This is a genomic window from Arthrobacter echini (genome assembly GCF_008107445.1).
In the GTDB taxonomy this organism is placed as follows: Bacteria; Actinomycetota; Actinomycetes; order Actinomycetales; family Micrococcaceae; genus Arthrobacter_D; species Arthrobacter_D echini_A.
In genome coordinates, this window is record NZ_VSLD01000006.1 from 68118 (window position 1) to 93955 (window position 25838).

21 protein-coding genes are annotated in these 25838 nt (G+C 69.7%); 13 read left to right on the plus strand and 8 right to left on the minus strand.

All coding sequences use genetic code 11. The features are described 5' to 3' along the window. Positions 1–43 precede the first annotated feature (43 nt). The 3 genes from FQ377_RS11755 to FQ377_RS11765 are packed head-to-tail and all read right to left on the minus strand — an operon-like array spanning position 44 to position 3172. Positions 44–1180 carry an FAD-dependent oxidoreductase gene (locus FQ377_RS11755; protein ID WP_148601459.1) on the minus strand — a complete coding sequence of 379 codons (1137 nt, stop codon included), beginning with the start codon at positions 1178–1180 and terminating at the stop codon, positions 44–46. Further along, positions 1173–1910 carry a class I SAM-dependent methyltransferase gene (locus FQ377_RS11760; RefSeq protein ID WP_148601460.1) on the minus strand — a complete coding sequence of 246 codons (738 nt, stop codon included), beginning with the start codon at positions 1908–1910 and terminating at the stop codon, positions 1173–1175. Before FQ377_RS11760 ends, FQ377_RS11755 begins: the two co-directional genes overlap by 8 nt. Next, positions 1907–3172 (minus strand): type III polyketide synthase, encoded by a 1266-nt coding sequence (locus FQ377_RS11765; protein ID WP_262364429.1) that lies wholly within the window; start codon positions 3170–3172, stop codon positions 1907–1909. Before FQ377_RS11765 ends, FQ377_RS11760 begins: the two co-directional genes overlap by 4 nt. A gap of 158 nt (positions 3173–3330) precedes the next feature. On the opposite strand from FQ377_RS11765, the gene FQ377_RS11770 reads away from it, so the two are divergent. Continuing rightward, complete coding sequence (locus FQ377_RS11770) at positions 3331–3993, plus strand: hypothetical protein (protein WP_148601462.1); 663 nt, start codon at positions 3331–3333, stop codon at positions 3991–3993. Positions 3994–4114: 121 nt separating this feature from the next. Here the strand turns inward: FQ377_RS11770 and FQ377_RS11775 are convergent, their stop codons facing one another. The 3 genes from FQ377_RS11775 to fdhA form a co-directional block, all read right to left on the minus strand. Then, complete coding sequence (locus tag FQ377_RS11775; RefSeq protein ID WP_148601463.1) at positions 4115–4915, minus strand: LysM peptidoglycan-binding domain-containing protein; 801 nt, start codon at positions 4913–4915, stop codon at positions 4115–4117. A gap of 288 nt (positions 4916–5203) precedes the next feature. Then, positions 5204–6574: a dihydrolipoyl dehydrogenase family protein gene (locus tag FQ377_RS11780; protein ID WP_148601464.1), complete on the minus strand. Its 1371-nt coding sequence runs from the start codon at positions 6572–6574 to the stop codon at positions 5204–5206. Between the two features lie 132 nt (positions 6575–6706). Further along, positions 6707–7924 (minus strand): formaldehyde dehydrogenase, glutathione-independent, encoded by a 1218-nt coding sequence (gene fdhA / locus FQ377_RS11785; RefSeq protein WP_148601465.1) that lies wholly within the window; start codon positions 7922–7924, stop codon positions 6707–6709. Positions 7925–8138: 214 nt separating this feature from the next. Between fdhA and FQ377_RS11790 the strand changes: the two genes are divergently transcribed. From FQ377_RS11790 to FQ377_RS11830, 9 genes are all read left to right on the plus strand, one after another. Next, the gene (locus FQ377_RS11790) at positions 8139–8915 is read left to right on the plus strand and encodes an SDR family NAD(P)-dependent oxidoreductase (RefSeq protein ID WP_148601466.1); all 777 of its coding nucleotides are present in this window, start codon (positions 8139–8141) and stop codon (positions 8913–8915) included. A 105-nt stretch (positions 8916–9020) separates the two neighbouring features. After that, positions 9021–9281, plus strand: a complete 261-nt coding sequence (locus FQ377_RS11795) for a YegP family protein (protein WP_148601467.1) — start codon at positions 9021–9023, stop codon at positions 9279–9281. Positions 9282–9393: 112 nt separating this feature from the next. After that, the gene (locus FQ377_RS11800) at positions 9394–12237 is read left to right on the plus strand and encodes an aconitate hydratase (protein ID WP_148601468.1); all 2844 of its coding nucleotides are present in this window, start codon (positions 9394–9396) and stop codon (positions 12235–12237) included. A 107-nt stretch (positions 12238–12344) separates the two neighbouring features. Beyond that, positions 12345–13010: a GntR family transcriptional regulator gene (locus tag FQ377_RS11805; RefSeq protein WP_148601469.1), complete on the plus strand. Its 666-nt coding sequence runs from the start codon at positions 12345–12347 to the stop codon at positions 13008–13010. A gap of 2 nt (positions 13011–13012) precedes the next feature. Continuing rightward, positions 13013–14047 carry a nucleoside hydrolase gene (locus FQ377_RS11810; RefSeq protein WP_148601470.1) on the plus strand — a complete coding sequence of 345 codons (1035 nt, stop codon included), beginning with the start codon at positions 13013–13015 and terminating at the stop codon, positions 14045–14047. Positions 14048–14155: 108 nt separating this feature from the next. Next, positions 14156–14995 (plus strand): ECF transporter S component, encoded by an 840-nt coding sequence (locus FQ377_RS11815; RefSeq protein WP_148601471.1) that lies wholly within the window; start codon positions 14156–14158, stop codon positions 14993–14995. Positions 14996–15025: 30 nt separating this feature from the next. After that, complete coding sequence (locus FQ377_RS11820) at positions 15026–15754, plus strand: energy-coupling factor transporter transmembrane component T (RefSeq protein WP_187393346.1); 729 nt, start codon at positions 15026–15028, stop codon at positions 15752–15754. Beyond that, positions 15751–17226 carry an ABC transporter ATP-binding protein gene (locus FQ377_RS11825; RefSeq protein ID WP_148601473.1) on the plus strand — a complete coding sequence of 492 codons (1476 nt, stop codon included), beginning with the start codon at positions 15751–15753 and terminating at the stop codon, positions 17224–17226. The genes FQ377_RS11820 and FQ377_RS11825 overlap by 4 nt, the downstream gene beginning before the upstream one ends. Positions 17227–17265: 39 nt before the next feature. Further along, positions 17266–18138 carry an alpha/beta fold hydrolase gene (locus FQ377_RS11830; protein WP_262364430.1) on the plus strand — a complete coding sequence of 291 codons (873 nt, stop codon included), beginning with the start codon at positions 17266–17268 and terminating at the stop codon, positions 18136–18138. Positions 18139–18147: 9 nt separating this feature from the next. Here FQ377_RS11830 and FQ377_RS11835 read toward each other — a convergent pair whose 3' ends face one another. Further along, positions 18148–21441 (minus strand): DEAD/DEAH box helicase, encoded by a 3294-nt coding sequence (locus FQ377_RS11835; protein ID WP_148601474.1) that lies wholly within the window; start codon positions 21439–21441, stop codon positions 18148–18150. 167 nt (positions 21442–21608) lie between these two features. On the opposite strand from FQ377_RS11835, the gene FQ377_RS11840 reads away from it, so the two are divergent. After that, the gene (locus FQ377_RS11840; protein ID WP_148601475.1) at positions 21609–22910 is read left to right on the plus strand and encodes a cation:proton antiporter; all 1302 of its coding nucleotides are present in this window, start codon (positions 21609–21611) and stop codon (positions 22908–22910) included. Here the strand turns inward: FQ377_RS11840 and FQ377_RS11845 are convergent. Further along, a complete protein-coding gene (locus FQ377_RS11845; protein ID WP_262364431.1) occupies positions 22907–24142 on the minus strand; it encodes a benzoate/H(+) symporter BenE family transporter in 1236 nt (411 codons plus the stop codon). The genes FQ377_RS11840 and FQ377_RS11845 overlap by 4 nt on opposite strands. A 243-nt stretch (positions 24143–24385) precedes the next feature. Here FQ377_RS11845 and FQ377_RS11850 point away from each other — a divergent pair, with 243 nt between their 5' ends. Next, positions 24386–25375, plus strand: a complete 990-nt coding sequence (locus tag FQ377_RS11850) for an LLM class flavin-dependent oxidoreductase (protein WP_148601477.1) — start codon at positions 24386–24388, stop codon at positions 25373–25375. Between the two features lie 212 nt (positions 25376–25587). Then, on the plus strand, positions 25588–25791 hold the full coding sequence (locus FQ377_RS11855; RefSeq protein WP_026533290.1) for a cold-shock protein: 204 nt from the start codon (positions 25588–25590) through the stop codon (positions 25789–25791). Positions 25792–25838: the final 47 nt, after the last annotated feature.

Below are 25838 nucleotides of genomic sequence, written 5' to 3' on the forward strand. Positions count from 1 at the left end.
CGTTCCCGGGCACCTCGTCCCGGGGCGCCCTGTTCCTGGGCTCCTACTGCATCGTGAAGGCGCGGGCGACGCCGCCGTGCACCGTCGGATTCCGGATCAGGGCCGAGAGGACGGCGTTGCGGCCGCGCATGAGCGGGACGGGCAGGGGCCTGCCGAGCGCCATGTTGAGATGGGCCTTCCGCCGGGCGAGGGTCGCCTCGGCCCGGCGATCCTTCTCGTACCCGGCCAGCTGCGCCGCCACATCCTGGCCGTCGCGCAGTGACGCGACGATGATCGGGACGAGCCGTGCGGCGTCGAGCCAGCCGAGATTCATCCCCTGCCCGCCGATCGGGGAGATCTCGTGGGCGGCGTCCCCGACCAGGACGGTGCGTCCCGCGACGAAGCGCTCGGCGAGTCGTGACCGCACCTCGAAGGCGCTGATCATGGAGTTGGTGGCCTGGTCGACGGCCACACCCGTCCGGTCGCGGATGAGGGCGGCGAGGCGGTCGACCGAGGGCTGCTCCACCGGGGAGCCCACGCGGACCACCCAGCGGCGGAGACCGCCGGGCAGGGGGAAGGACTCCACGATCCCACCGGTCTCCAGGTACAGCACGGCGTCGTCGCCGTCGGCGGTATCGTCCCGGAAGTCACCCATGACGTAGCAGTCCGGGTAGCGGCGCGGCCGTGCCCGGATGCCGGCGTTGTCCCGCACCGAGCTCCGGGCACCGTCCGCCGCGACGATCAGCCTCGCGTCCAGCACCGCGTCCTCGCCTTGGCTCCTGGTCACCGCCAGGATGCGGTCACCGGCGTCGTGCGTGGTCAGCAGGGACACGTCGCGCCGGAGTGTACCGGGGAACTCCCGTTCCAGCCGGCGCTCGAGGATCTCCTCCGTGACGGCCTGCGGGACGGCGAGCACGTACTGCTCGGCTCCGGGCAGCGCGGAGAAGGAGATGGTGCCCACGTGGCGACCGGAGCTCCTGGCTACCCCGTCGCGGATCAGCACCCCGCGTTCGCGCAGCTCGTCGGCGATTCCGACGGCGTCCAGCGCCCGCAGGGCGGGTGGGTGGATACCGATGGCCCGGGAGTGGGTGCCGCGCTCGGGCCGGCGCTCGAGCACGACGGCGTCCAGGCCCGCCCGGCGCAGGAGCAGCCCGGTGTACAGCCCCACGGGTCCACCTCCGACGACGATCACGTCATGCACGGTCGGCGTCTCCTTCCGCAGGGGCGCCCGAGCGGTCGAGCACGAGGAGATTGATGAACGGGGCACGCGTGCGGACCTGCCATGCGCGGCGATCGGCCACCGCGGCGCGCAGCTCGTCCGGCGTGTAGCTGCGACGGATGGAGGTGAGGCCGTCCTCGCGGATGAAGGATCCCGGCAGCGGGAGCGTGCCCACCGCGAACAGGGCGTAGCCCGCGGGATGGCGTGCGATATCGCTGTGGACCGCCACGCGGCGCGCGAGCTGTTCCGAGTCGTCGAGCAGACCCCCGAGTGCGGCGGGATCGAGGTGGTGGAGGACATGGTTCGACACCACGGCGTCGAAGGACGCACCCTCGGCCACCAGGTCCGAGCTCAGCGCCCTGCGGAAGGAGAGTCCGGGCAGCGGCGGGAGCGATGTCGCGTAGGCGTGGGCCCGCTCGTCGGGGTCGACGGCGGTCACCTCGAGCCTGAAGCCGTCGAGCTGCGCCCAGCGGCTCAGGGCCCGCGGTACGTCGCCTCCTCCCGAGCCGACGTCGAGCAGCGTGTTCACCCGGTCGCGGGAGAACACGGGGCGCAGCAGGGAGGTGTACGTGCGGCGCCAGCCCGAGACCACGGCATTGACGATCCCGAACTGGGCGTAGGTACGCTCGAGCCTGGCCGCGTCGCAGTCGGGGCGGTCCATCTCCTCGACGGCGTCGGCGTCCCGCTGGGCGAGGAACCCGCTCGACGTCATGCGCCCGCGTTCGTCAGGACGGGTGTCCGCTCGGCGGGGCCGGCGACGCTGCCGTCGAGGGCCGCCGCGGCATCCGTCGTTGCCGGTGCGTCTGCCGCCTCTCGTGCGCCGAGCCGGGTCAGCAGCGCTGTCTCGACGGTCAGGCCGGGGCCGAACGCCATGGAGCAGATACGATTGTTCCCCGCAGTGGCGGGCTGGTCCATGATGTGCTTGAGCACGAACATGACGGTCGCGCTGCTCATGTTCCCGTAGTCGCGCAGTGTCTCGCGCGCGGGCACGAGCTGCTCAGCGGTCAGTCCGAGCTTCGCCTCCACCTTGTCGAGGATGCTGCGGCCGCCGGGGTGGATGGCCCAGTGCTCGATCTCCGCGTAGTCCAGGCCCTGCAGGGACGCGTCGCGCGCCAGCAGCGGTTCCAGGGCGCCGATGATGTGTGAGTCGATGATGTGCGGCACGTAGGTACCGAGGACCATCTCGAAACCTTCGTCGCCGATGTTCCAGGCCATCGACTCCTCGCCCACGGGCGTGAGGACGGTCTCGAAGTGGTCGAGGGTCAGCGCCGGCCCCTCCAGGGGGAGATCCCGGGCGGAGACGATCGCTGCTGCGGCCCCGTCCGCGAACAGGGACGACCCCACGATCGTGTCGGGGTTGTTGGACGAGCGCACGTGCAGGGAGCACAGTTCTGCCGAGACCACGAGGACGACGGCGTCCGGGTCGGCGTCGCAGAACGCCTTGGCGGCGCGCAGGGCAGGGAACGCGGCGTAGCAGCCCATGAAGCCGAGGTGGTAGCGCTGGACGGCCGGATCGAGATCGAGGGCGCGGACGATCTTGTAGTCCGGGCCGGGAGCGAAGAAGCCCGTGCAGGAGACCGTGACCACGTGGGTGACGTCCGCGGCCTCGATTCCCGCAGCCGCGTCGAGTGCCTTGCGGGCCGCCTCGACGAAGAGCTTGGTGCCCTCCTGAGCGTAGAGCTCGTTGCGGGTCTTGGTGCTGGGCGTCAGGATCTGCATGTTCTGCTGGTCGAAGAAGACCGGGTGCTCGAAAGACTTCTCGACGGTGAGCTCTTCCAGGGCGGTGTAGCGGGTCTCGATCCCCGACGAATCGAAGGCGGCCCCCACGAGGCGCTTCCCGAGCCGGGTGAGATCGGGTTGGGCGGCGAAGACGTCACGGACCTGCGGCTGCACCATGATCGTGTCGGGTACAGCTGTTTCGAGGGCTCTCAGGATCACTGTCATACACCCATTACTAGAGGACTGCCGCGACAAACACAACGAAGGCCTTCGTGCCCCGCCCCGCGGGGAGGTCCTCCGCGGTGCCTCGCTGCCGCGCGCCGTTCCCGGACCAAGCCGGGGCGGTCGATGCGACGAATCACACCCATCACCGCCGACGGCTCAGCCGTCCTCCCGACCAGGACGGACCACCCGTGAGATCCAAGACCGCACTGCCCCATCGGAACCGCGCCACCCTGCTCGTCGCGCTCGGTGCCTGCCTGGTCCTGGCGGGCTGCGGCGCCGCCGAGGAGGATCCGCTGGGCGTCAACAGTGCTGCGGACGGGAGCGCCGCTGGATCGGACGGGGCAGGTGCGGGCCAGGCCGATCCCGTCGGCGCCGGGCTGGGGGATGACCCCCTGAACATCGGGCGCGACGGCGCAGCGCTCTGCGGGGTGCAGCCGAAGGAGAGCCGACTGCACTACACGGTGATGCTCCACAATCCCACGCTGGAGGCCTTCACCCTGGGGGAGGTACGCCTCGGCGATCCCGAGGACCTCACCGTCGTCTCGACGATGGTGCAGACCGCGAACCGCGAGGGTCATCACCACGGGGGAGCGCCCGAGGGCGGGCACGACGAGCATGCAGCGACTCCGGCCCCCACCAAGGCTCCCGAGCCGATCGGTCCGCCCGTCGAGGCCGAGGGCTACGTGTTCGAACCCGACGCCCACCTCAACATCATCGTCACCGTCGAACTCGCCGAGGGTGCTTCGCACGGCAGTGCGGAGAACATCATGGTGGCCTTCGCCAACGACGAGCGGGACTTCGCGGTGCCCCACCCCCTGAAGATCGACGTCGACGCGAAATCCTGCGCCTGACCGAGCTGATTCCGAGCCACAGGGTCCCTGACCGGGGATTCCCAAAGACAGAGAACCCCCGCCCTGTACAGGACGGGGGTTCTCTGTCGCCGGCCCGGGAGCCGGACCGACGTGGACCGGACTAGGCCGGGAGGTTCAGCAGGTGACCGGCATAGATCAGGTTGGGATCCACAACCGTGCCGGTGTTCGCGGCGTACAGTGCCTGCCAGCCGCCGACGACGCCGAGGTGCTGGGCGATCTCACTGAGGGTGTCGCCGGACTGGATGGTGTAGCTCTGGCCGCTGAGCGCGACAGGTGCTGCAACCGGCGCCTGGACGACAGGGGCAGCGACGGGTGCCTGCGCAACAGGAGCAGCGACAGGTGCCGGGGCCTGGGCGACGGGGGCGGCAGCAGGGGCCGGGGCTACAGGAGCGGCGACAGGGGCTGCGGCCGGAGCTACAGGAGCGGCAACAGGTGCCGGGGCCTGGGCGACCGGGGCGGCAACGGGTGCCTGGACGACGGGGGCCTGGGCAACAGGGGCGGCGACGGGTGCCTGGACAGCTGCCGACTGGGCGAACTGCACGGGCGCGGGTGCTGCTGCACCGTTGAGGCCGAGCTTGGCGGAGCAGGCGGGCCATGCGCCCCAACCCTGACCGGCGAGGACGTTCTCCGCGACAGCGATCTGCTGCGAACGGCTCGCGTCTTGAGGCTGTCCCTTGCCGCCGAAAGCGTCCCACGTGGACTTCTGGAACTGCAGTCCACCGGAGAAACCATTGCCGGAGTTGATGTTCCAGTCTCCGCCGCTCTCGCACTGGGCGAGGGCGTCCCAGTCGCTCCCGGGTGCGGCGTTGGCCGCTCCGGCCGCCGAGCCGAGGGCCAGTCCGGTGAGGGCGACGACGGCGAAGCCGCGGCGGGCGGTGGTGCTGAAGGTGTTTGTGTTCATGGGATTACGATGCTCCGAGGCCACCCGCACTAGGTCCGTCCCCGGACTTCTTCGCGCCGCTGCTCACCTTGACGGTATTGAGGTCATGGTTCGGCAGCCGCCTGATGAGCAACGAGCGGTGGAGAGCGGTGCCGGGCATAGATCGCTGCTCGCTGGGCGGCAGCCGTTCGCTTCCCTGGACGGGGAACTTGGTCCACCCTAAAGGAATTGCGATTCGATGCCAAATTGGTGCAGGTCGGTGCTTGACAACGCTGCGGAAGGTCCTGCGGTGTGGAGATTTCCGACCGGTCAGCCGCTGAGCGCAGCCCGGGCCGCATGCCCGATCACAGCGCTGTAAGTGGGGTAGGCGAACTTGACCCGGGCCAGGGTGGAGAGATCCGTCCCACCCGCCATGGCCGCGGCCACGGCGGTGATGACCTCGACCGCGTTCTCACCGACGGCGTGCGCGCCAAGGATGAGCTCACGCCGGCGGTCCACCACGAGCTTCAGGAAGCCCTGCTCGCGGTCGTCGATGATCGGGCGCTCCACGACGGCGTAGGGCACGGTCACCGCATGGCATTCCGCGTCGCGCTCGCGGGCCTTCGCCTCGGTCAGGCCCACGCCGGCGTAATCCGGATCGGTGAAGCCGCCCTCGGGCAGCAGATGGTGTGGCGAGGTGTGGGTGGCACCCAGCACGGCGTTCTCCGCCGCCGTCTCCCCCTCGACCACGGCGGCCTGCACCAGCATGCTCAGGCCGTTGGCGTCGCCCGCCACGAAGATGTGGGGGACGGAGGACCGCAGGTAGTCGTCCACCGGGATGAAGGAGCCGGCGGTCCGCACCCCGGCGGACTCCAGTCCGAGCCCCGGGAGGTTGGCGGGCCAGCCGGCGGCCATGATCACGGCGTCCACGTCCCGCGACCGCCGGTCGCCGTCGTGCTCCCAGCTGAGGGTGAGGTGGCCGTCCACCCGCTCGATGCGGTCGATCCCGCCGATGCCCGTCTCCACCTCCACCCCCTTGCCCGTGAAGCCGGCCGTGACGGCGGCGGCGACGTCCTCGTCCTCCGTCATGAGGATGCGCGGTGCGAGGTCGAGGAGCAGCACCTGCGAGCCCAGCGCGTCGAAGATGGTGGTCAGCTGGGCGCCGGTGTGTCCGCCGCCGATGATGGCCACTGCGCCGGGAAGGCGCTCGAGATCCAGGACCTCGTGCGGCAGGACGGCGTGTTCGGCGCCGTCGATGGGTAGCCGGCGACCACTCCCGCCGACGCACAGGATGATGGAGGCCGCCGTGAGCTCCCTGTCGCCGACCAGGACGCGGTGGTCGCCGGTGAGCTCGGCGTCGCCCTCGATCAGCTCGATGGCCAGGCGTTCCATCGTGGCGCCGTACCCCTTCGACGCGAGGACCCGGGCAACCGTGGCCCGCACGCGCTGCACTGTCCTGTCCCAGTCGACGGCCGGCTCGTCCACCACGATCCCGTAGTCGTAGGCCGTGCGGACCTCCCGGAACAGGCGGGCGGTCTTCGCCAGGACGCGGCTCGGCACGCAGCCGGAATTCACGCAGGTGCCACCGAGCGCCGACCGTTCGACGACGGCGGTCCGCGCGCCGAGCTCTGCAGCGCGCGTGGCGGCGGCCATGCCCGCGGGGCCACCACCGATGACGAGGACGTCGAACGTGTACTCCATGGCGAGTGCTCCTTCGGTGACTGCCCGGACGGGTACCACGATCAGTCCCGGATGTGACGGAGAACGTGGGTCCTCCCCGCGAGGACCGGGACCGCCGTCGGACGATACCGACGACGGTCCCGGCACCACCGCCTAGGCGGCGACGTACCCGTGCGGGTCGAGTACGTACTTCGTGGCCGCACCGGCATCGAACTCCTCGTAGCCGCGAGGGGCGTCCTCGAGTCCGATCGTCTTGGCGTTGACGGCCTTGGCGATCGCGATGCGGTCGTGCAGGATCGCCATCATCAGGCCCCGGTTGTACTTCATGACGGGGCACTGCCCGGTGGTGAAGGACAGCGACTTCGCCCAGCCCGTCCCCAGGCTGAGCGAGAGCGAGCCCACCTTCGCGGCGTCGTCGGCTGCGCCCGGATCGCCGGTGACATACAGGCCCGGGATGCCGAGGGCACCGCCGGCGGCCGTGATGTCCATGAGGGAGTTCAGCACCGTGGCCGGGGCCTCGGTGGCTGCACCCTCGCCGTGGCCGCGCGCCTCGAAGCCCACGGCGTCCACGCCGCAGTCCACCTCCGGGACACCCAGCAGCTGCTCGATCTGCTCACCCGGATCGCCCTTCGACACGTCGATGGTCTCGCAGCCGAAGCTCCGCGCCTGCGCGAGGCGGTCCTCGTTGAGATCGCCGACGATCACCACGGCAGCACCGAGCAACTGCGCCGACGCTGCTGCTGCCAGGCCCACGGGACCGGCTCCGGCAACATAGACCGTCGACCCCACGCCCACGCCGGCGGTGACCGCGCCGTGGAAGCCCGTGGGAAGGATGTCCGAGAGCATCGTCAGGTCGAGGATCTTCTCCAGGGCCTGGTCCCGGTCCGGGAACTTCAGCAGATTCCAGTCGGCGTAGGGCACCAGGACGTACTCGGCCTGGCCACCCACCCAGCCGCCCATGTCCACATAGCCGTAGGCGCTGCCCGGGCGGTCCGGATTGACGTTGAGGCAGATGCCGGTCTTACGCTCCTTGCAGTTGCGGCACCGTCCGCACGCGATGTTGAAGGGGACCGAACAGATATCGCCCTTCTTGATGAACTCGACGTCGCGACCCACTTCGACGACCTCACCGGTGATCTCGTGACCCAGCACGAGATCCTTCGGTGCGGACGTGCGGCCGCGGACCATGTGCTGGTCCGAGCCGCAGATGTTGGTGGTGACCGTCTTGAGGATCACGCCGTGGTGGACCTGCCGGCCCACGTTGGCCGGGTTCACCCCCGGTCCGTCCTTCAGCTCGAATGTGGGGTAGTCGGTGTCGATGACCTCGACCTTCCCCGTCCCCTTGTACGCAACAGCTCTGTTACCACTCATGGAACATCCTCTCCTGATACCTCGGTGGCGTCCGGCTGACCCGCACGCCAACACCCTGCGCCCACTGATGGCCTCGGGTCGCAGATGTCGGGACTCTAACATCTCGGGGGCTTGCACGGACCATGTATTTTCCGCCCCGTATCCGCCAGGGCAGGCGTGGTGAGCTGCAGCGATGCGTCTTGCCCGCGTGGGTGGCGTGGGGGAGGGTGGCCACATGACCGAAACCGTCCTCATCACCGGCGCGACATCGGGCATCGGCGCCGAGTTCGCCCGACACTTCGCCTCCCGCGGCCGGGACCTGGTGCTGGTGGCCCGGGCACCCGGCCCGCTCGGGGAGACCGCAGCCGCGCTGCGGGAGCGGTGGGGCATCGGGGTGGAGACCATCGCCGCCGATCTGCTCGAGACCGACGGTCTGGCGCGGGTCCTCGCCCGCCTGGCCGACGACGGACCGGCGCACCCCGGCCGGGCACGTGTCACGGTGCTGGTCAACAATGCGGGGTACGGACTCGTGAAGCCGTTCGCGGACAACACGCTCGACGACGAGGTGCGCCATCTGAGGATCCACCTGGAAGTCCCGCTGTCCCTGGCCCATGCTGCGCTGCAGTCGATGCGCCGGCATGAGCACGGGACGATCATCAACATCGCGAGCGTTGCCGGGTTCACCCCGAGGGGGACCTACGGTGCCGTGAAGGCGGCGATGATCAGCTTCAGTCGGTGGGCCAATCTCACCTACGGGCCAGGAGGTATCCGGGTCACGGCGGTGTGTCCCGGGTTCGTCCACACCGACTTCCACCAGCGGATGGGTGCGGACAGGGCGAGCGTGCCGGGCATCCTGTGGCTCGACACGGACCTCGTGGTGCGCGAAGCGCTGCGCGACACCGCCGCGGGGAAGGCCGTCTCCATCCCGAGTCTGCGCTACCGGGTGCTCGTCGCCCTCGCCCGGGTGGCGCCGTCGTCCCTCGTGGCCCGGCTGGCCCGCCGCGGCCGCTGATGATCGGGGTGACCGTTGCATAATTGCGCGGTTCCAGAAGCACTAAGTGTGCTTACGATGAGCCATCGGAAATTCTGAAGATGCCCCTTACAAGGAGGTAGGACGATGGCAGGTTACTTCAAGCTGGTCGACGCCCACGACGGCGGGTTCCGCGTCAAGCTGACCGCTCCCGACGGGACCCTGGTGGGTGTATCCACTTTCTACGCCTCGAAGGAGGAGGCGGTGGCCGGGATAGAACTTATCCGGGAGATCGCCGGCACGGGGCCCGTGGTGGATCACAGCCGGGACGATCCGGGGCCGGTGGAGATCCTCAGCGGACTGCAGGCCCTCGCCGGACAGGAGCATGCGTTCGGGCGGGACGCCTGAGCGTGATCGCCGGCGCCGTCTGACGGACTTTCGGTGTACGACTGTATACAGTCGCGGGGATCGTGGAATAGGATGAGGGCATTCCACAATCTCATCGAAGGGAGCCGAGGTCATGACGACTGCGGACTCATTCGGCGCGAAGGGCGTACTCGATGTCGCCGGCGCAGAATACGAAATTTTCAGGCTGAGTGCTGTCGAGGGCGCTGACGCCCTCCCCTACAGCCTCAAGGTCCTGCTGGAGAATCTGCTCCGCTCCGAGGACGGCGCGAATATCACTGCGGATCACGTCCGCGCCCTTGCGCAATGGGATCCGACGGCGGAACCCGACACCGAGATCCAGTTCACCCCGGCCCGCGTGGTCATGCAGGACTTCACCGGTGTTCCCTGCGTGGTCGATCTCGCGACCATGCGCGAGGCCGTGGTGGAGCTCGGCGGTGACCCGACGAAGGTGAACCCGCTCGCGCCGGCCGAACTGGTCATCGACCACTCCGTGCAGATCGACGCCTTCGGCAACGCCGGGGCGATCGAGCGCAACATGGAGATCGAGTACCAGCGCAACGGCGAGCGCTACCAGTTCCTGCGCTGGGGACAGACCGCCTTCGACGACTTCAAGGTGGTGCCGCCCGGCATGGGGATCGTGCACCAGGTCAACCTCGAGTACCTGGCACGGACGATCATGACGCGTGAGGTCGAGGGCGCGCTCCGGGCCTACCCCGACACCTGCGTCGGCACCGACTCCCACACCACCATGGTCAACGGCCTGGGTGTGCTGGGCTGGGGCGTTGGCGGCATCGAGGCCGAGGCCGCGATGCTGGGACAGCCCGTGTCGATGCTCATCCCGCGAGTGGTCGGCTTCAAGCTGACCGGGGAGATCCCCGCCGGCGCCACGGCGACCGACGTCGTCCTCACCATCACGCAGATGCTGCGCGGACACGGTGTGGTGGGCAAGTTCGTGGAGTTCTACGGCGAGGGCGTGGCCTCCGTGCCGCTGGCCAACCGCGCCACGATCGGCAACATGAGCCCTGAGTTCGGCTCCACCGCCGCCATGTTCCCCATCGACGACGTCACCCTCGACTACCTGCGCCTCACGGGGCGTCCGGCGGAGAACGTGGCCCTCGTGGAGTCCTACGCCAAGGAGCAGGGACTCTGGCACGATCCCTCCCGCGAGATCAAGTTCTCCGAGTACCTGGAGCTCGATCTCTCCACCGTGGTCTCCTCGATCGCCGGACCCAAGCGTCCGCAGGACCGTGTGGAGCTGAGCCGTGCGAAGAGCCAGTTCCGCGAGGACCTGCGCAGCTACTCGGAGGATCCCGAGACGCACTTCGCACCGGACGGCACCGTGGACGCCGCGTCCCAGGAGAGCTTCCCCGCCTCCGACGCACCGAGCTTCACCCCCGGCACGACCGAGACCGTCACCGAGGAGAACGCGGAACCACGCGAGACCGTCTCCTCCGCTGACGCCGCGTCGACCCGGCCGTCGAAGCAGGTCAGTGTCTCCATGGAGGACGGTCGTGCCTTCGACCTCGATCACGGCATCGTCAGCATCGCCTCGATCACCTCCTGCACCAACACCTCGAATCCCTCGGTGATGCTCGCCGCCGCCGTCCTGGCACGCAATGCAGTGGACAAGGGCCTGGTGTCCAAGCCGTGGGTCAAGACGTCCGTGGCCCCCGGCTCCAAGGTGGTCACCGACTACTACGAGAAGTCCGGACTGAGCCCGTACCTCGAGAAGCTCGGGTTCTTCACGGTCGGGTACGGCTGCACCACCTGCATCGGCAACTCCGGTCCGCTGGAGGACGAGATCTCGCAGGCCATCCAGGACAACGATCTCGCCGTCACCGCGGTCCTCTCCGGAAACCGCAACTTCGAGGGCCGGATCAACCCGGACGTGAAGATGAACTACCTGGCCTCGCCGCCACTGGTCATCGCCTACGCGCTCGCCGGAACCATGGACTTCGACTTCGACACCGAGCCCCTCGGTCAGGACCATGAGGGAGCCGATGTCTTCCTCAAGGACATCTGGCCCAACCCGGTCGAGGTCCAGAAAGTCATGGACGACTCCATCGACGAGGACATGTTCACCTCGAGCTACGCGACCATCTTCGACGGTGACGAGCGCTGGCAGTCGCTGCCCACACCCGACGGCGACACGTTCGCCTGGGACGCGGAGTCCACCTACGTGCGCAAGCCCCCGTACTTCGACGGCATGCAGCGCGAGACGAGTCCGGTCGAGGACATCGACGGCGCCCGCGTGCTGCTGAAGCTCGGCGACTCCGTGACGACCGACCACATCTCGCCCGCGGGCTCGTTCAAGTCGGACACCCCGGCCGGGCGCTACCTGACCGAGAAGGGTGTGCAGCGCAAGGACTTCAACTCCTACGGCTCGCGCCGAGGCAACCACGAGGTCATGATCCGCGGCACCTTCGCGAACATCCGGATCAAGAACGAGCTCCTCGACGGCGTCGAGGGCGGGTTCACGAGGGACTTCTCCCAGCCGGACGCCCCGCAGGCCGCGGTGTACGACGCCGCGGAGAACTACCGCGAGGCCGGAACGCCCCTGGTGGTCCTCGCCGGCAAGGAGTACGGCTCCGGGTCCTCGCGTGACTGGGCGGCCAAGGGCACGGCGCTCCTGGGCGTCAAGGCGGTCATCGCCGAGAGCTTCGAGCGCATCCACCGCTCGAACCTGATCGGCATGGGCGTGCTGCCGCTGCAGTACCCGGAAGGGCAGAATGCCGAGTCGCTGGGCCTGACGGGCACGGAGACCTTCGCTGTCAGCGGGGTCACCGAGCTCAACGAGGGCCGCACGCCGCGCACCGTGAAGGTCACCGCGACCCCGGGTGACGGCGGAGCTCCCGTCGAGTTCGACGCCGTACTGCGCATCGACACGCCGGGAGAAGCGGACTACTACCGCAACGGCGGGATCCTGCAGTACGTGCTGCGCCAGCTCGCCGCCTGATCGGTACGCCGGTCCCGGTCCGGGAGGCCCACCTCCCGGACCGGGACCGGCGGCAGCTCTTCATCCGATCCAACTCCTGTCCAGCCCAGATCATCCGAGGGGGTGCCATGGCCGAACCCACAGAGCTGACGGCGCGCGTCGACGGTGAGGCGATCTTCCGGGCGCTCCGGAGCGAGATCCTCGCCGGGATGCACCCTCCCGGGACGGCGCTGCGCGAGGTCGTGATCTCCGAGCGTTTCGGAGTCTCCCGCACCCCGGTCCGGGAGGCACTGAGCAGGCTGCAGCACGAGCGACTGCTCGAACGCGCGGTCCGCGGACTCCAGGTCCCCCAGGTCGACCCGCAGCAGGTCATCCAGATCTACGACCTGCGGGTGATGCTGGAGGAGGAGGCGGCCGGACAGGCGGCCCTGAACCGCGGGACAGCGGATCTCATGCGGCTCGAAGCGCTCCTGGATCGCGACCGCGCCGCCGTCGACCCCGACGACACCACGAAGGTCACCAACAATCTCGAGTTCCACACCACGCTGTGGGCAGCGGCGCGCAATCCCATCCTCATGGATCTGCTCCAGCGGCTCTCCACGCACCTGATCCACACCCCGCGCTCCACCCTCTCGGTGGGCAATCGCTGGCAGGAGGTCCTCGGGGAGCACGAGGCGCTCATCAGTGCCATCACCGAGCGGCGGAGCGAGGACGCCCGGGCCATCGCCCGCGCCCACATGGAGACGGCGCGCACGCTGCGACTGCAGCTGCTGCGCACGTCGGCGGCGGACTGATCATGCCGCAGTCCCGCCAGCGCCTCCTGCTCGACGTCGACACGGGGATCGACGACGCCGTCGCCCTCCTGTACCTGCTCGCGACGCCCGGGGTGAGTATCGAGGCCATCACCTGTACCGCGGGCAATGTCGGCGCCCACCAGGTGGCCGCCAACAATCTGGCGCTGCTTGAGCTGTGCGCCCGGGCCGGCGTGGAGGTGGCCATCGGCAGCGAGGTGCCACTGGAGATCCCCCTCGTCACCACGGAGGAGACCCACGGCGACCAGGGAATCGGCTACGCCGTCCTGCCTCCGCCGCGCTGCAGCGTCTCGAGCCGCAACGCCGTGGATGTCTGGCTCGAAGCCGCCCGCTGCCATCCCGGCCAGGTCACCGGAATCATCACGGGTCCGCTCACCAATTTCGCCCTGGCGCTACGGGCCGAGCCGGAGCTGCCCATGCTCCTGAAGGGTCTCGTGATCATGGGTGGGGCGTTCAACTACCCGGGCAACACCACGCCGGTCGCCGAGTGGAACATGCACGTGGATCCGCATGCGGCCAGGGAGGTGTTCGCCGCCTACGAGGGGCTGCCGTACGAGAAGCTGCCCGTCATCTGCGCCCTCGAGACCACCGAGCGCATCGAGTGCACTCCCGCGCATCTGGAGGCCGTGGCCGCGGCGGCGTGTGCCGGGCCGGAAGTGGTTTCGCCGGATCAGCCCGAGGGGACGCGCAGCACCAGCGACAACGCCGTTGTCGCATGCCTGTCCGATGCCCTGCGCTTCTACATGGAGTTCCACCGGCTCCACGGCCAGGGGTACATCGCGCATCTGCACGATCTCTTCGCCGCGATGGTCGCCACGGGGGAGGCCGGCATCACGGAGCGGACCGTGACGGTGGACGTGGAGACACAGTCTCCACTGACGATCGGGCAGACGGTGGCCGATGTCGCGGGGATGTGGGGGCGCCGGCCCAATGCGCGGATCGTCACGGGCAACGACCCTCCGGCCGTCTTCGAGCTCATGGTCCGCCGGCTCTCGCACCTGGCCCGGATGCACGGCTGACCCGGCGCAGGCCCCCGCTACACTGGAAGCGGCCCGCGATGCTGCGTGGCCGGCGCCGAGGTGACATGAGGTGCGTGTCCTGCCCTCGATCCCCGCCCAAGGAATACCGTGAGCTCATCCTCCGCGCCGGCAGCAGAGCCGGCCGCCCTGCGACCCCGCCGCCTGCTCCTCGCCGCCGGCGGCACACTGATCGTCCTGACGTACCTCCTCCTGGTGATCCTGCAGCCCACCGAGCTCGCCGGGGGCATGGGCAGCGTGGCCGCGCTCGTCTCGCTCATCGGCTTCCTCGGAGGAGGTGCACTCCTCGTCGCAGGGATCCTGCCCATGCTCAGCACCAGCTCGCTCGTGGTCATGCCGCTGGGGATCGCCCTGAACATCGCCATCGGCCAGCTCGCAGGATCGCTGGGCCTGCAGATCTACCTCGACGCCATCGGGACGGTGCTCGTCGCCGTCCTCGCCGGACCGGCCGCAGGAGCCGCGACCGGTGCCATCAGCAACGCGATCTGGGGACTGTTCAATCCCTTCGCCCTGCCCTTCGCCGCCGGCGCTGCACTGATCGGCCTGCTTGCCGGTCTCGCCGCGAAGCACGGACTCTTCCGCCGCGTCTACACCGCAGCGGGTGCGGGTCTCGTGACCGGCGCGATCGGCGGACTCGTCGCGGCCCCGGTGGCGGTCTTCATGTTCGGTGCGGCGGGCACCCCCGGGACCAATGCGATCATCGCGGTGTTCCGCTCGCTGGGGGACAAGCTCCTCCTCGCCGCGACCAAGCAGGGTCTGCTCTCCGACTCGCTGGACAAGATCGTGGTGTTCGTCCTCGTGGCGCTGATCGTCCACGCGCTGCCGCAGCGGGCGGTCCGCCAGTTCCCCTTCGCCCGGACGCAGCGGGTCATCGGCGGGCGAGGCGGCGGACGGTCCGCCGCCCGCGGGAACGATGCCGGCACGGCCTGACCCATGCCCCGCCGCAGGATCTACAACCCCGTGACCGAGCTGCTCACGGCCGCGCTGCTGGTGGTCCTCGTGCTCGTGGTGAACCGGTGGGAGTTCTCCCTCGGGGTCCTGGTGCTCGGGGTGCTTCCCGCCGTCCTGTTCTCGGGCAGGGCCCGCCGGATCGGGCTCGCCCTCGCGCTGGTCACCGGGCCCCTCTTGATCTCCTCCCTCCTGCTCCACGGACTGTTCTTCCCCGAGGGGGAGCGGATCCTGCTCGATCTCGGGATCGCCCGCGTGAGCGTGGAGGGACTGGTCTTCGCCGCCGTCCTGGGCGTGCGGACGAGCGTCTTCGCGGGTGTCCTGCTGACCACGGCGATGACCCTCGACATCGCCGAGCTCCTGGCCACCATGACCCACCGCGGCTGGAACCGGAAGCTCGTCTTCGTCATCGGCTCCGCCGTCGGCCTGATTCCGCACGTGGCCCTCCGCGGGCAGCAGATCACCCGCGCCCAGCAGGCGCGGGGTTTCGTGGTGGGCCGAGGCCCGTTCACCCGCCTGCGGGGACTGCTCGCCGTCACCACTCCGCTGGTCATCGGCCTGCTCGTGGACGCCTCGGAGCGCAACCACATGCTCGAGGCACGCGGCTTCTCCGCCACGGTGGCGCGCACGAGCTATGTGCCGGACTCCGACACGGCGGGGCAGCGCGTGTTCCGCCGCCTGCTGGTGCTCGGCGTCGGCCTCTGCTGCGCGGTGTGGTTGATCGTGACGGTGCCCGGATGATCAGTCTCGAGGTCGAGTCCTTCGCCCACGACGGCGCCGCCCCGGCCCTGACCGATGTCTCGCTCTCGGTGCAGCCCGGGGAGCACGTGGTCCTCGCGGGCGCATCGGGGTCGGGGAAGACCACGCTCGTCCGCCTGCTCGCGGGCCTCACCGGTCTCGACGCCGGAGCCACTCTTCTCGGGTCGATCACGCTCGGGGACCAGCGGCTCCGCTTCGACGGCTCGCCGCGGGATCCGCGCATCGACGCCGCCCGGTGGAGTGCACAGGTGGCCTATGTGGCGCAGGGGGCGTGGGGACAACTGTCGATGATGTCCTCGACCGTCGGTGAGGAGGTGGCTTTCGGCCTGGCGAACCGCGGGGTGCCGAGTGCGCAGCTGCGCCTGCGCGTGGAGGAGGTCGCGGTGGCGCTGGGGCTGACACCGCTGCTCCAGCGAGACCCACGCCGACTGTCCGGGGGCCAGCTGCAGCGCACCCTGATCGCCGCCGCCGTGGTGCAGCGTCCACGGGTCCTGGTCCTCGACGAACCCTTCCAGGGGCTCGACGACGACGCCGTGCGTGAGGTGGGAGCGGCCCTGGAGGTGCTGCGCGGGGACGGCACCGGCGTCGTGGTCTCCGCGCCGATGCTCCCCCTCGACGCGCCGCGGTCCGCGCGGGTCCTGGCCCTGGCGGGCGGCCGTCCGGTCTTCGACGGCCCGCTCGCCGAGGCCCGCTCGGCCGGGCTCGATCGGTACGGCATCGGCACGGCGGGGGATCCCCCTACGAGAACCGGCGTGGACCGCCCGGCCGGAGCGGGCCCCGCACTCGTGGAGCTGAGGAACGTGTCCTTCAGCTATCCGGACGAGCGGGGAGCGCCGCGGGTCGCCGGTCTTCGCGGCATCGACCTGGACGTCCATCCGGGTGAGATCGTCGCGCTGCGGGGCCCCAACGGCTCGGGCAAGTCCACCCTGCTCCAGCACCTCGACGGACTGCTCCGGGCCGGGGCCGGCTCGGTCACGGTGGAGGGCACGCTCATCCGCCGGCAGCCGACGGGTTCGTTCGCCGGCACCGTGGGCTATCTGTTCCAGGACACCGACCAGCAGTTGTTCGAGCGGACCGTGCTCCGGGAGGTGGCCTACGGTCCGCGGGTCACCGGCGCGGGCCGGGCGGAGGCGGGGCGCCGGGCCGCAGCCGCTCTCGCGGAGGTGGGTCTGCGGGCGGTGGAGGAGGTCCATCCCTACGAACTCGGCTTCGTCCAGCGTCGGTTGGTGGCGCTCGCCTCACTGATCGCCACCGGGCCCAGCCTTTGGGTGCTCGACGAGCCGACGGCCGGGCTCGACGCCCCCGCACGCGAGACCGTGGCGGCCCTCCTGGCCGCCCATGCCCGGGCGGGAGGCGCCGTCGTCCTGGCCACCCACGACGCGGCTTTCGCAGACGCGGTGGTGCACCGCAGCCTCTGGCTCGACGACGGCAGGGTCGTCCGGGAAGGCCACTGAGCATTCCCCCGACCGGCGGCAGCCCTCTAGGGTGGAGCCATGGATGTGCTGCGCGAACGCCACCGGACGGTCCCCACGAAGGGCGCCGACATCGCCGTCTTCGAGTACGGCGTGGATCCCCGTCCCGACGCGCCGACGCTGGTGTTCGTCCACGGCTACCCCGACGACCACCGCGTCTACCACCCGGTGCTGCGCGAGCTCGCCCCGACGCATCACCTGGTCGCCTTCGACACGCGCAACGCGGGCCGCTCCCGCACGCTCGGTGGGGCGGGCTTCACCCTGGGGGAGCTGGTGGACGACATCTTCGCCGTGCTGGACGCCGTCGACACCCCCGGGGGTGTGCGGCTCGTCGGCCACGACTGGGGGTCCATCCAGGGCTGGGCCGCCGTGCAGGACGAGCGGGCCGACGGCCGGATCGTCGACTACACGAGCATCTCCGGACCCGACCTGCGGCACTTCTCGCGCTGGCTTCGGCGTCGCCTCCGGGAGCCGCGGCTGATGCCACAGGGCATCGGGCAGCTGCTGCGCAGCTGGTACGTCGCCCTGTTCCAGCTGCCGGTCCTGCCCGAGCTGCTCTGGCGCTCCGGCCTGACCCGCCGGTACGAGCTGGCGGCGCGCCGCAATGTGGGCACCGACCCCATCCGTGGGCTGGCCCTGTACCGCGTGAACATGTTCTCGGAGGAGATTCCGCCCAGGAGCCGCCGTGTGTCGGCCCCCGTCCACGTGATCGTCCCGCTCAAGGACCCCTTTATCTCGCCGAAGCTCGTCGACGGGTTGGAGGACCTGGTGGAGGATCTCACCGTGACGAGTGTCCCCGGCAGCCACTGGTGGATCGCGGCCCGCCCCAGGGCGTTCGCCGAACTGCTCGACCCGGCCCTGCGGCACGCTCCCGCCGATCAGCCGGGCGGCTGAGGCGGCCGGTCAGGCCTCCAGCAGACCCCGGATGTCCTCCGCGGTGATGACCGAGCTGAACACGGCGTCGTCGTCCATCACGGACGTGAAGAGTTTCGCCTTGTTCTCCTTGAGCTTCATGACCTTCTCCTCGATGGTCCCCTTGGACACCATGCGATAGACCATCACGTTCTTGGTCTGGCCGATGCGGTGCGTGCGGTCCACGGCCTGGTTCTCGGACGCGGGATTCCACCAGGGGTCCAGGATGAAGCAGTAGTCGGCCTCGGTCAGATTGAGGCCGAACCCGCCGGCCTTCAGGCTGATGAGGAACACCGGGGCGTCGCCGTCCTTGAAGGAATCGATCACGTCGCCGCGGCTGCGCGTGGAGCCGTCCAGGTAGGCGTACCTGATCCCGCGTGCCTCGAGCTGCTCCGCGGCCTTCTTCAGATAGGACGTGAACTGGCTGAAGACCAGTGCGCGGTGTCCCTCGGCAATGATCCCCTCCAGATTCTCGAACAGGACGTCGAGCTTGGCCGAGGGGACGCCGGCGTGCGCCGGGTCCACGAGGGAGGCATCGAGGGCGAGCATGCGCAGCAGCGTCAGGGAGCGGAACACGATCATCCGGTTGCGGTTCATGTCCTCGATCAGGCCGAGAAGCTTCTGCCGCTCCCGCTGCAGGTACGTCTCGTAGATGTGCTGGTGCTCGGGGTGGAGCTCCACCTCGAGCACCTGCTCCTGCTTGGGCGGCAGATCCGCGGCCACGGCCTCCTTGGTGCGGCGCATCATCAGCGGCCGGATCCGGTTGCGCAGCCGCACGAGCGGGCGGTTGTCGCCGATCTTCTCGATGGGCGTGCGGTAGTCGTCGGTGAACTTCCGGGCGGACGGGAACAGGCCGGGCGCCACGATGCTGAACAGGGACCACAGCTCCATGAGGTTGTTCTCCATGGGTGTTCCGGTGATCGCGAGCTTGAACGGTGCCTGGAAGTCCTTGGCCGCCTGGTGCACCTTGGAGGCCCGGTTCTTCACGAACTGCGCCTCGTCGAGCACGAGCCCCGACCAGGGAAGATCCTGGTAGGCCGGAAAATCGAGGCGGAAGAGCGTGTACGAGGTGATGACCACATCGGCGTCGCCGACCTGCCCGCTCAAGGCCCGGCCCGCGGCGCCCTGCGTGTCGGTGATGGTGACCACCTTCAGCCCGGGAGCGAAGCGGTGGGCCTCGTTGGTCCAGTTCGGGACGACGGAGGTGGGGGCGACGACGAGGAACGGGGCCTCGAGGCCGCCGGTCTCCTTCGCGTGGACCATCAGGGCCAGGGCCTGCACGGTCTTGCCCAGGCCCATGTCGTCGGCGAGCACCCCGCCGAGGCGATGCCGCCACAGGAATGCGAGCCAGCTGAAGCCCTCGAGCTGGTAGGGGCGCATCCGGGCCACGAGACCGGCCGGGGCGGGCGTCGCGGCGACCTCCTCGAGCTCGAGCAGCCCCGTGACGGCGTCGCGCCAGGACTGCGCCTGCTCGGTCTCCTCCGCGAGGTCCTCGAACTCCGCCCAGAGCCCCGCCTGGTAGCGGCTGATCGTCAGGCCCGTCTCCGGGTCCCACTCGCTGAGGGACCGGGCTTCCTCGATCAGCTCGCGCAGCTGGTCGAAGACGGGTTGCTCGAGGGACAGGTACGTGTTGTCGACGAGCTTGAGCTTCGTCCTGCCCTGTGCCAGGGCGCGGAACACCGCGTCGAACGGAATGGTGCGACCACTGACCGTGACCATGACGCCGAGATCGAACCAGTCCCGGTTGTCCGTCTCGACGGTGCTGATGCGCAGCGTGGGCGTCTCGGTCAGCTCCCGGTAGTCGGGCTTCTCGCCGACGATCTCGACGTGGACGTCGTCGAGCGCGGTGAGCTCCGGGAGGATCTCCTCGACGAACTCCACGGCCTGCATGTCCGCCAGGGTGAGAGTTCTCAGCGGGAGGGTGCCGAGGGTCTTCCGTGCAGCGGCACCGAGGGCGTCCTCCGCCTCGGCGTCCCGGTAGCCGTCGTCGCTGCCGGGCCCGCCCCTGCGGAAAGGCCGACGCCGCACGGTGTCGCCGAGCGGGTAGTCGAAGTGCCAGTCGAGCGTGAGCGCGTCGTCGGTGTAGGTGGTGGTGAGGACGAGCCGCGGCCGTTCGATCACGGGGAGGTCCACGCTGCCGTCGCTGCTGTCCACCTCGATCCGCTGGCGCAGGCGGGGGTAGTACTCCTGGAGAAAGAGGGACTTCTCCTCCTCGGGGACCACGACGGCGTGACCGCGCTGCAGGAGCTCGATGTCCTTCGGCGTGAGTTTCCGGGAGGTGGGCGCCAGGGTGATGATGTCGCCGTCGGTCACCGCGTAGATGCCGTGGGTGCTGATCACGTGGGCGGTGTCCGAGGGGTGCGGTCGGCCGTCGATGTCGAGGGCCGGGGCCAGCCGGAGTGCGCCGTCGTCGTCCACGCTGGCATCGAGCCGCAGGGTGGCCTGCTCGGCGAGGTCGATCCGCACCGACTTCCGGGACCCCACGAAGGCGATCCCCAGCCTCTGCGCCTCGTCCAGCAGCTGCCACAGGAGCGGGTTGCTGAAGTCGTCGAGGTAAAGCCAGGAATCGTTGTTGCCGAAGTAGTTGACCCCCGTACCGCGGTGCAGGGCGGGGAACTGGGAGAACCAGCGGTGCTGTTCAGGGTCGAAGGTCAGCCCGTACGTCTGGTAGCTGATGCTCCCCCAGGAGAGATTGTTCTTGATCCACTTGCCCTTGCCGTTCTGGCTGACCGGCCGGACGCCGAGGCGGGTGTTGAGCGTGCGCTGGCCCTGGCGCTCGGCCGCCGACCCCCAGCGCTGCACGGCGACCTCGGGCGTCCTCAGCTCGAACTGCACGCCGAGGGGAGTGGGTGCCGCTGTGCCGTCCGGGGCGTCGGCGTCGGCGGAGAGGAGGTCGGTCAGGGACGCCTGCCAGCCCTCCGGCACGGCGGACCGCGGATCCGGGCGGGCACCGCGCTCGTCGTCGTGCCGGGCCAGCAGGTTCTCGGTGTTGGACTGCAGTGCGGTGGCTGCGACGTGCTTGCAGTCGGCGCCGACCGGGCAGCTGCAGAAGTTCTCGAGCGGGCGGAACCGGCCGTCACCCTTGACCCCGAGGCGGAGCTTGGTCCGGTAGTCGTTCGCCGCGGTTCCCCGGACGCGACCGGTGAGGAGCTTCGAGCCGGCGTCCCAGGACACCGAGCTGACGGCGCCGTCCTTGGCGTAGGTCTGCCCCCGCTGGAACGCGGCCCCGCCCACGATCCGGATGATGTCGGTGACATCGACCAGGGGGTGAGGCGAATTGGGCATAATTCCATGCTCTCACGCGGTACGGGCGCCTGCCGTCCGGGTTCGCGGCCGAGGCTGGGTCGATCATCCTGACCGGCAGCCGTGGACCGGGTGGCGCGGGAGGTGCCGCACGCTGACTTATTCTTGGTCGGGGGACACCACGGGTACACAACAAGAAGAGGTCATGCGTGTTCGAACCGACGAGCGTCGTCTTCACGGCGGCGGGGCTCGCGGTCTTCGCCGCAGCCCTCCTGCCCCGACTGCTGATGCGGGCCCCCGTCTCGATGCCCATGGTCTTCCTCGGGGCGGGCATCCTCATCTTCACGTTCGCCGAGGATCTGCCGGATCCGGACCCGGTCAAGTACAGCGACATCACCATCCACCTCACCGAGGTGTGCGTGATCATCTCCCTGATGGGCGCGGGCCTGGCCCTGGACCGGAAACTGGGCTGGCGCCGTTGGGCGACCACGTGGCGCCTCCTGGGCATCGCCATGCCGCTGTGCATCGTCGTCCTCACGCTCATGGGCATGTGGGTGCTGGGTCTCGGCGTCGCGTCCGCCCTGCTGATCGCTGCGGCCCTGGCGCCCACGGACCCCGTCCTGGCCTCCGAGGTGCAGGTGGGCGAGCCCACGGAGCTGGAGGAGGACCTGGAGCGGGAGGACGAGGTGCGCTTCGGGTTGACCTCCGAGGCGGGCCTCAATGACGGACTCGCCTTCCCCTTCGTCTACCTGGCGATCCTGCTCAGCACGGTCGGTACCGCACCGTCCGCCTGGCTCACCGAGTGGATCCTGCTGGATGTGCTGTGGCGCACGGTCATCGGCTGCGCCCTCGGGTACCTGATCGGCAAGCTGCTCGGCCGGATCTTCTTCCGCGCACCCTTCGAGAGCGTCCGCCTGGCCAACTACTCGCAGGGCTTCGTGGCCCTGGCCGCCACGTTCCTGACCTACGGGCTGACGGAGGGGGTGGAGGGATACGGCTTCATCGCCGTCTTCGTCTGCGCCCTCACCATCCGCGCGGGTGAACAGACGAACGGTTACCACGGGGTGCTGCACAGCTACATCGAGCAGCTGGAGCGGCTCCTGACGGTGGTGGTGCTGGTACTCCTGGGAGGCGCCGTGGCGCGCGGGCTCCTCGACGGCCTGCGACCGCTGGAGGTGGTGGTCGCCGTCGCCTTCATCGTGCTGGTGCGTCCTGTCACCGCGTGGCTCAGCCTCGCCCGCACCCGGACCGGGCCGCGGGAGAGGGGGGTCCTGGCGTTCTTCGGTGTGCGGGGCATCGGGTCCCTGTACTACCTGAGCTATGCGTTGGCCAAGGGCGAGTTCATGGCCGACGAGGCGACGCTCTGGCGCATCGTTGCGCTGGTCATCGTCATGTCGATCGTGGTGCACGGTATCTCCGCGGGGCCCATCATCAACGCCCTCGACAGCGCCCGGCAGCGCAAGGCACGCGACGAGGGCGACGAGGCGAACGCGGCCACCACCCCGGTCTAGCCCTCGGCCGCTGACCCCCGGGTCGCCGGGCCCCGGGGCGTGCGGGTGACCGCCGTCCGCTCGAGCGTCAGCCGCACGAGCAGTCCGCCGACCAGCGCCCAGAAGGCGCCGCCGATCCCGAGGATCGTGAGGCCGGAGGCCGCCAGCAGGAACGTCACGGCCCCGCTCATACGCCCCGAGGCGTCGCGGAACGAGGCGGTCACCGCGGTCGCCATGGTCCCGATGAGTGCAAGACCGGCCACGGCCTCGACGAGCCCGGCCGGTGCGGAGCCCACGACGACGACGAGCGCCCCCGAGATCCCGGCGAGGACGAGATACGAGCACCCCGCGGTGAGCGCCGCGATCCAGCGTCTCTCGCGGTCGGCGCCCGCTCCCTCCCCGGCAGCCAGCGCTGCCGAGAGCGCCGCCAGATTGACGGCGTGCCCGCCGAAGGGAGCCACGACGGCGGTGCCCACCCCGGTCACGAGCAGCGCCGGCCGCCACGGGGTCCGGTACCCGAAGGAGGACAGGACGGCGACGCCGGGCAGATTCTGCGACGCCATCGTCACCACGTACAGGGGCAGCGCGAGGCCGATCAGCGCTCCGGGTTCCAGGACCGGCACGGTGGGCGAGGGATGCGGGAGCAGGGAGGCGGGGTCGATGACGGTGCCCTGCAGCCTCAGCTGGACACCGATCACGACCAGCGCCGCCACGAGCGCGAGCGGCACGGCCCACCGTGGCGCGAGGGCGGAGGCGGCGAGCCACACGAGGATCACCGGCAGGACCAGCTCGGGGATGGACCCGAGGGAGCGGAACGGGGCGAGGCAGAGGGGCAGCAACACCCCGGCGAGCATCGCCTGGGCCAGGTGCTGCGGGATGCGCGCCACGAGCCGGCCCAGCCAGGGAACGGCACCGGTCAGGGCGAAGAGGACGCCCGTGACGAGGAAGGCGCCCACGGCAGCCGGCCAGCCGCCGGAGGGGACGCTGGCCCCGGCCAGCAGCGCCGCGCCGGGCGTGGACCACGAGAGCGTCACGGGCACGCGGTACCGCAGCGCCAGCAGGATGATCCCCAGGCCCACGACCACGGTCAGGGCGAGCAGTCCCGAGGACGCCTGGTCAGGACTCGCGCCCGTGGCCCGCAGTCCGGCGAGGACGACGGCGAAGGAGGAGGTGAAGCCGACGATGGCCGTGACCACACCGGCGAGGACGGGCTCGTGCAGGGAGGGCCGCTCGACCTGGCTGAGATGGGCCACGGATCTCCTGGAGGCAGCGCCGCCGGGGCGGAAGCGGTCGTTCGGGCGGGGTGGGGGACGGACACGGCAAGCGTAGCGCGGGCGCTCCGGGGACCGGGCCCGGTTCTGCCGGCCCGCGGCTCCCGGTCCGGCAGAACCGGTCCTGCCAGCGCGGCCGGGAATTGAAGTACCCGGGCAACGGTTCTTGTACAGAGAGCGCTGCAGCATGATCTCTGCGCAGCACGCACGATCGAAAGGCACACCATGACCGTCCCCCTGTCCATCCTGGATCTGGCCCAGGTAGCCGAGGGCTCGACGCCGGCGCAAACCTTCGCCTCGAGCGTCTCGCTGGCCCAGCACGCCGAGCGCTGGGGCTACAGCCGCATCTGGTACGCCGAGCACCACAACATGGGCAGTATCGCCTCGTCCGCGACGAGCGTGCTGATAGCCCATGTGGCCGCGCACACCTCGACCATCCGCCTCGGCTCCGGCGGCGTGATGCTGCCGAACCACTCGCCGCTGACCATCGCCGAGCAGTTCGGCACCCTCGAGAGCCTCCACCCCGGCCGGATAGACCTCGGTCTCGGACGCGCGCCCGGCAGCGACCAGACCACTGCCCGGGCACTACGTCGTGATCCCATGGCGGCTGACAGCTTCCCGCAGGACGTCCTGGAGCTGCAGGGGTACCTGACGGGGCAGAGCCGTGTCCCGGGTGTCCAGGCGACCCCGGGACAGGGCACGAACGTGCCGCTCTACATCCTTGGGTCCTCGCTCTTCGGCGCGAGGCTCGCAGCGGCCCTCGGGCTGCCCTTCGCGTTCGCCTCACACTTCGCACCCCAGGCCCTGGAGGACGCCGCCGCACTCTACCGCCGGGAGTTCAGGCCATCGGCCCAGGCGCAGGCGCCGCACTTCATCGCCGGCGTGAATGTCATCACCGCCGACGACACCGACCAGGCGCGGCACGAGTTCCACGAGGCCATGCTGCGTCGCGTCACACTGCTCCTCGGTCGTGGGCAGAGCTTCACGCGGGAGGAGTCCGAGGCCATCCTGTCCTCGCCCGGCGGCCAGCAGATGGCGGGCCTGGCGCGGCACAGCGCCGTCGGGACCCCCGACATGGTCCGGGACTACCTCGAGCAGTTCACCACCCGGTACGGGGCCGACGAGCTGATCGTCGCCACCCAGGCCGGGAGCACCGAGGCGTGGCTGCGATCCTTCGAACTGCTCGCCGGATCCGTGCTGCCCGTGGCTGCCTGAGACCCGCAGAAATCACGACTTTCCGCATCCTGCTTGCCTTTACCCCGCAAGGTTTGGTTAAGTGGGTCTCGGTTGTAGTGTTGCGCATTTGTATTTCGTGCGGTTCAGCCCTCACGGGGTGGGCCGCGTCTCTGAAAAAGCGGACAAGCACGCCGCGACTGGGGCTCTCCGAAAGTCGGAGCGCGTCTGAGTTTCAGAAGGATAAAATAAAAATGGCAACAGGTACCGTGAAGTGGTTCAACGCTGAAAAGGGCTTTGGATTCATTGCTCCCGACGACGGAAGCGCAGATGTGTTCGCACACTTCTCCGCCATCAACGCGAGCGGCTACCGCTCGCTCGATGAGAACCAGAAGGTCAGCTTCGACACCGAGCAGGGCCCCAAGGGTCCTCAGGCGTCGAACATCCAGCCCCTCTAGGGTTCGGATCTTCCACTAGATCTTTTCGCGAAGAAGCAGGTCGGACC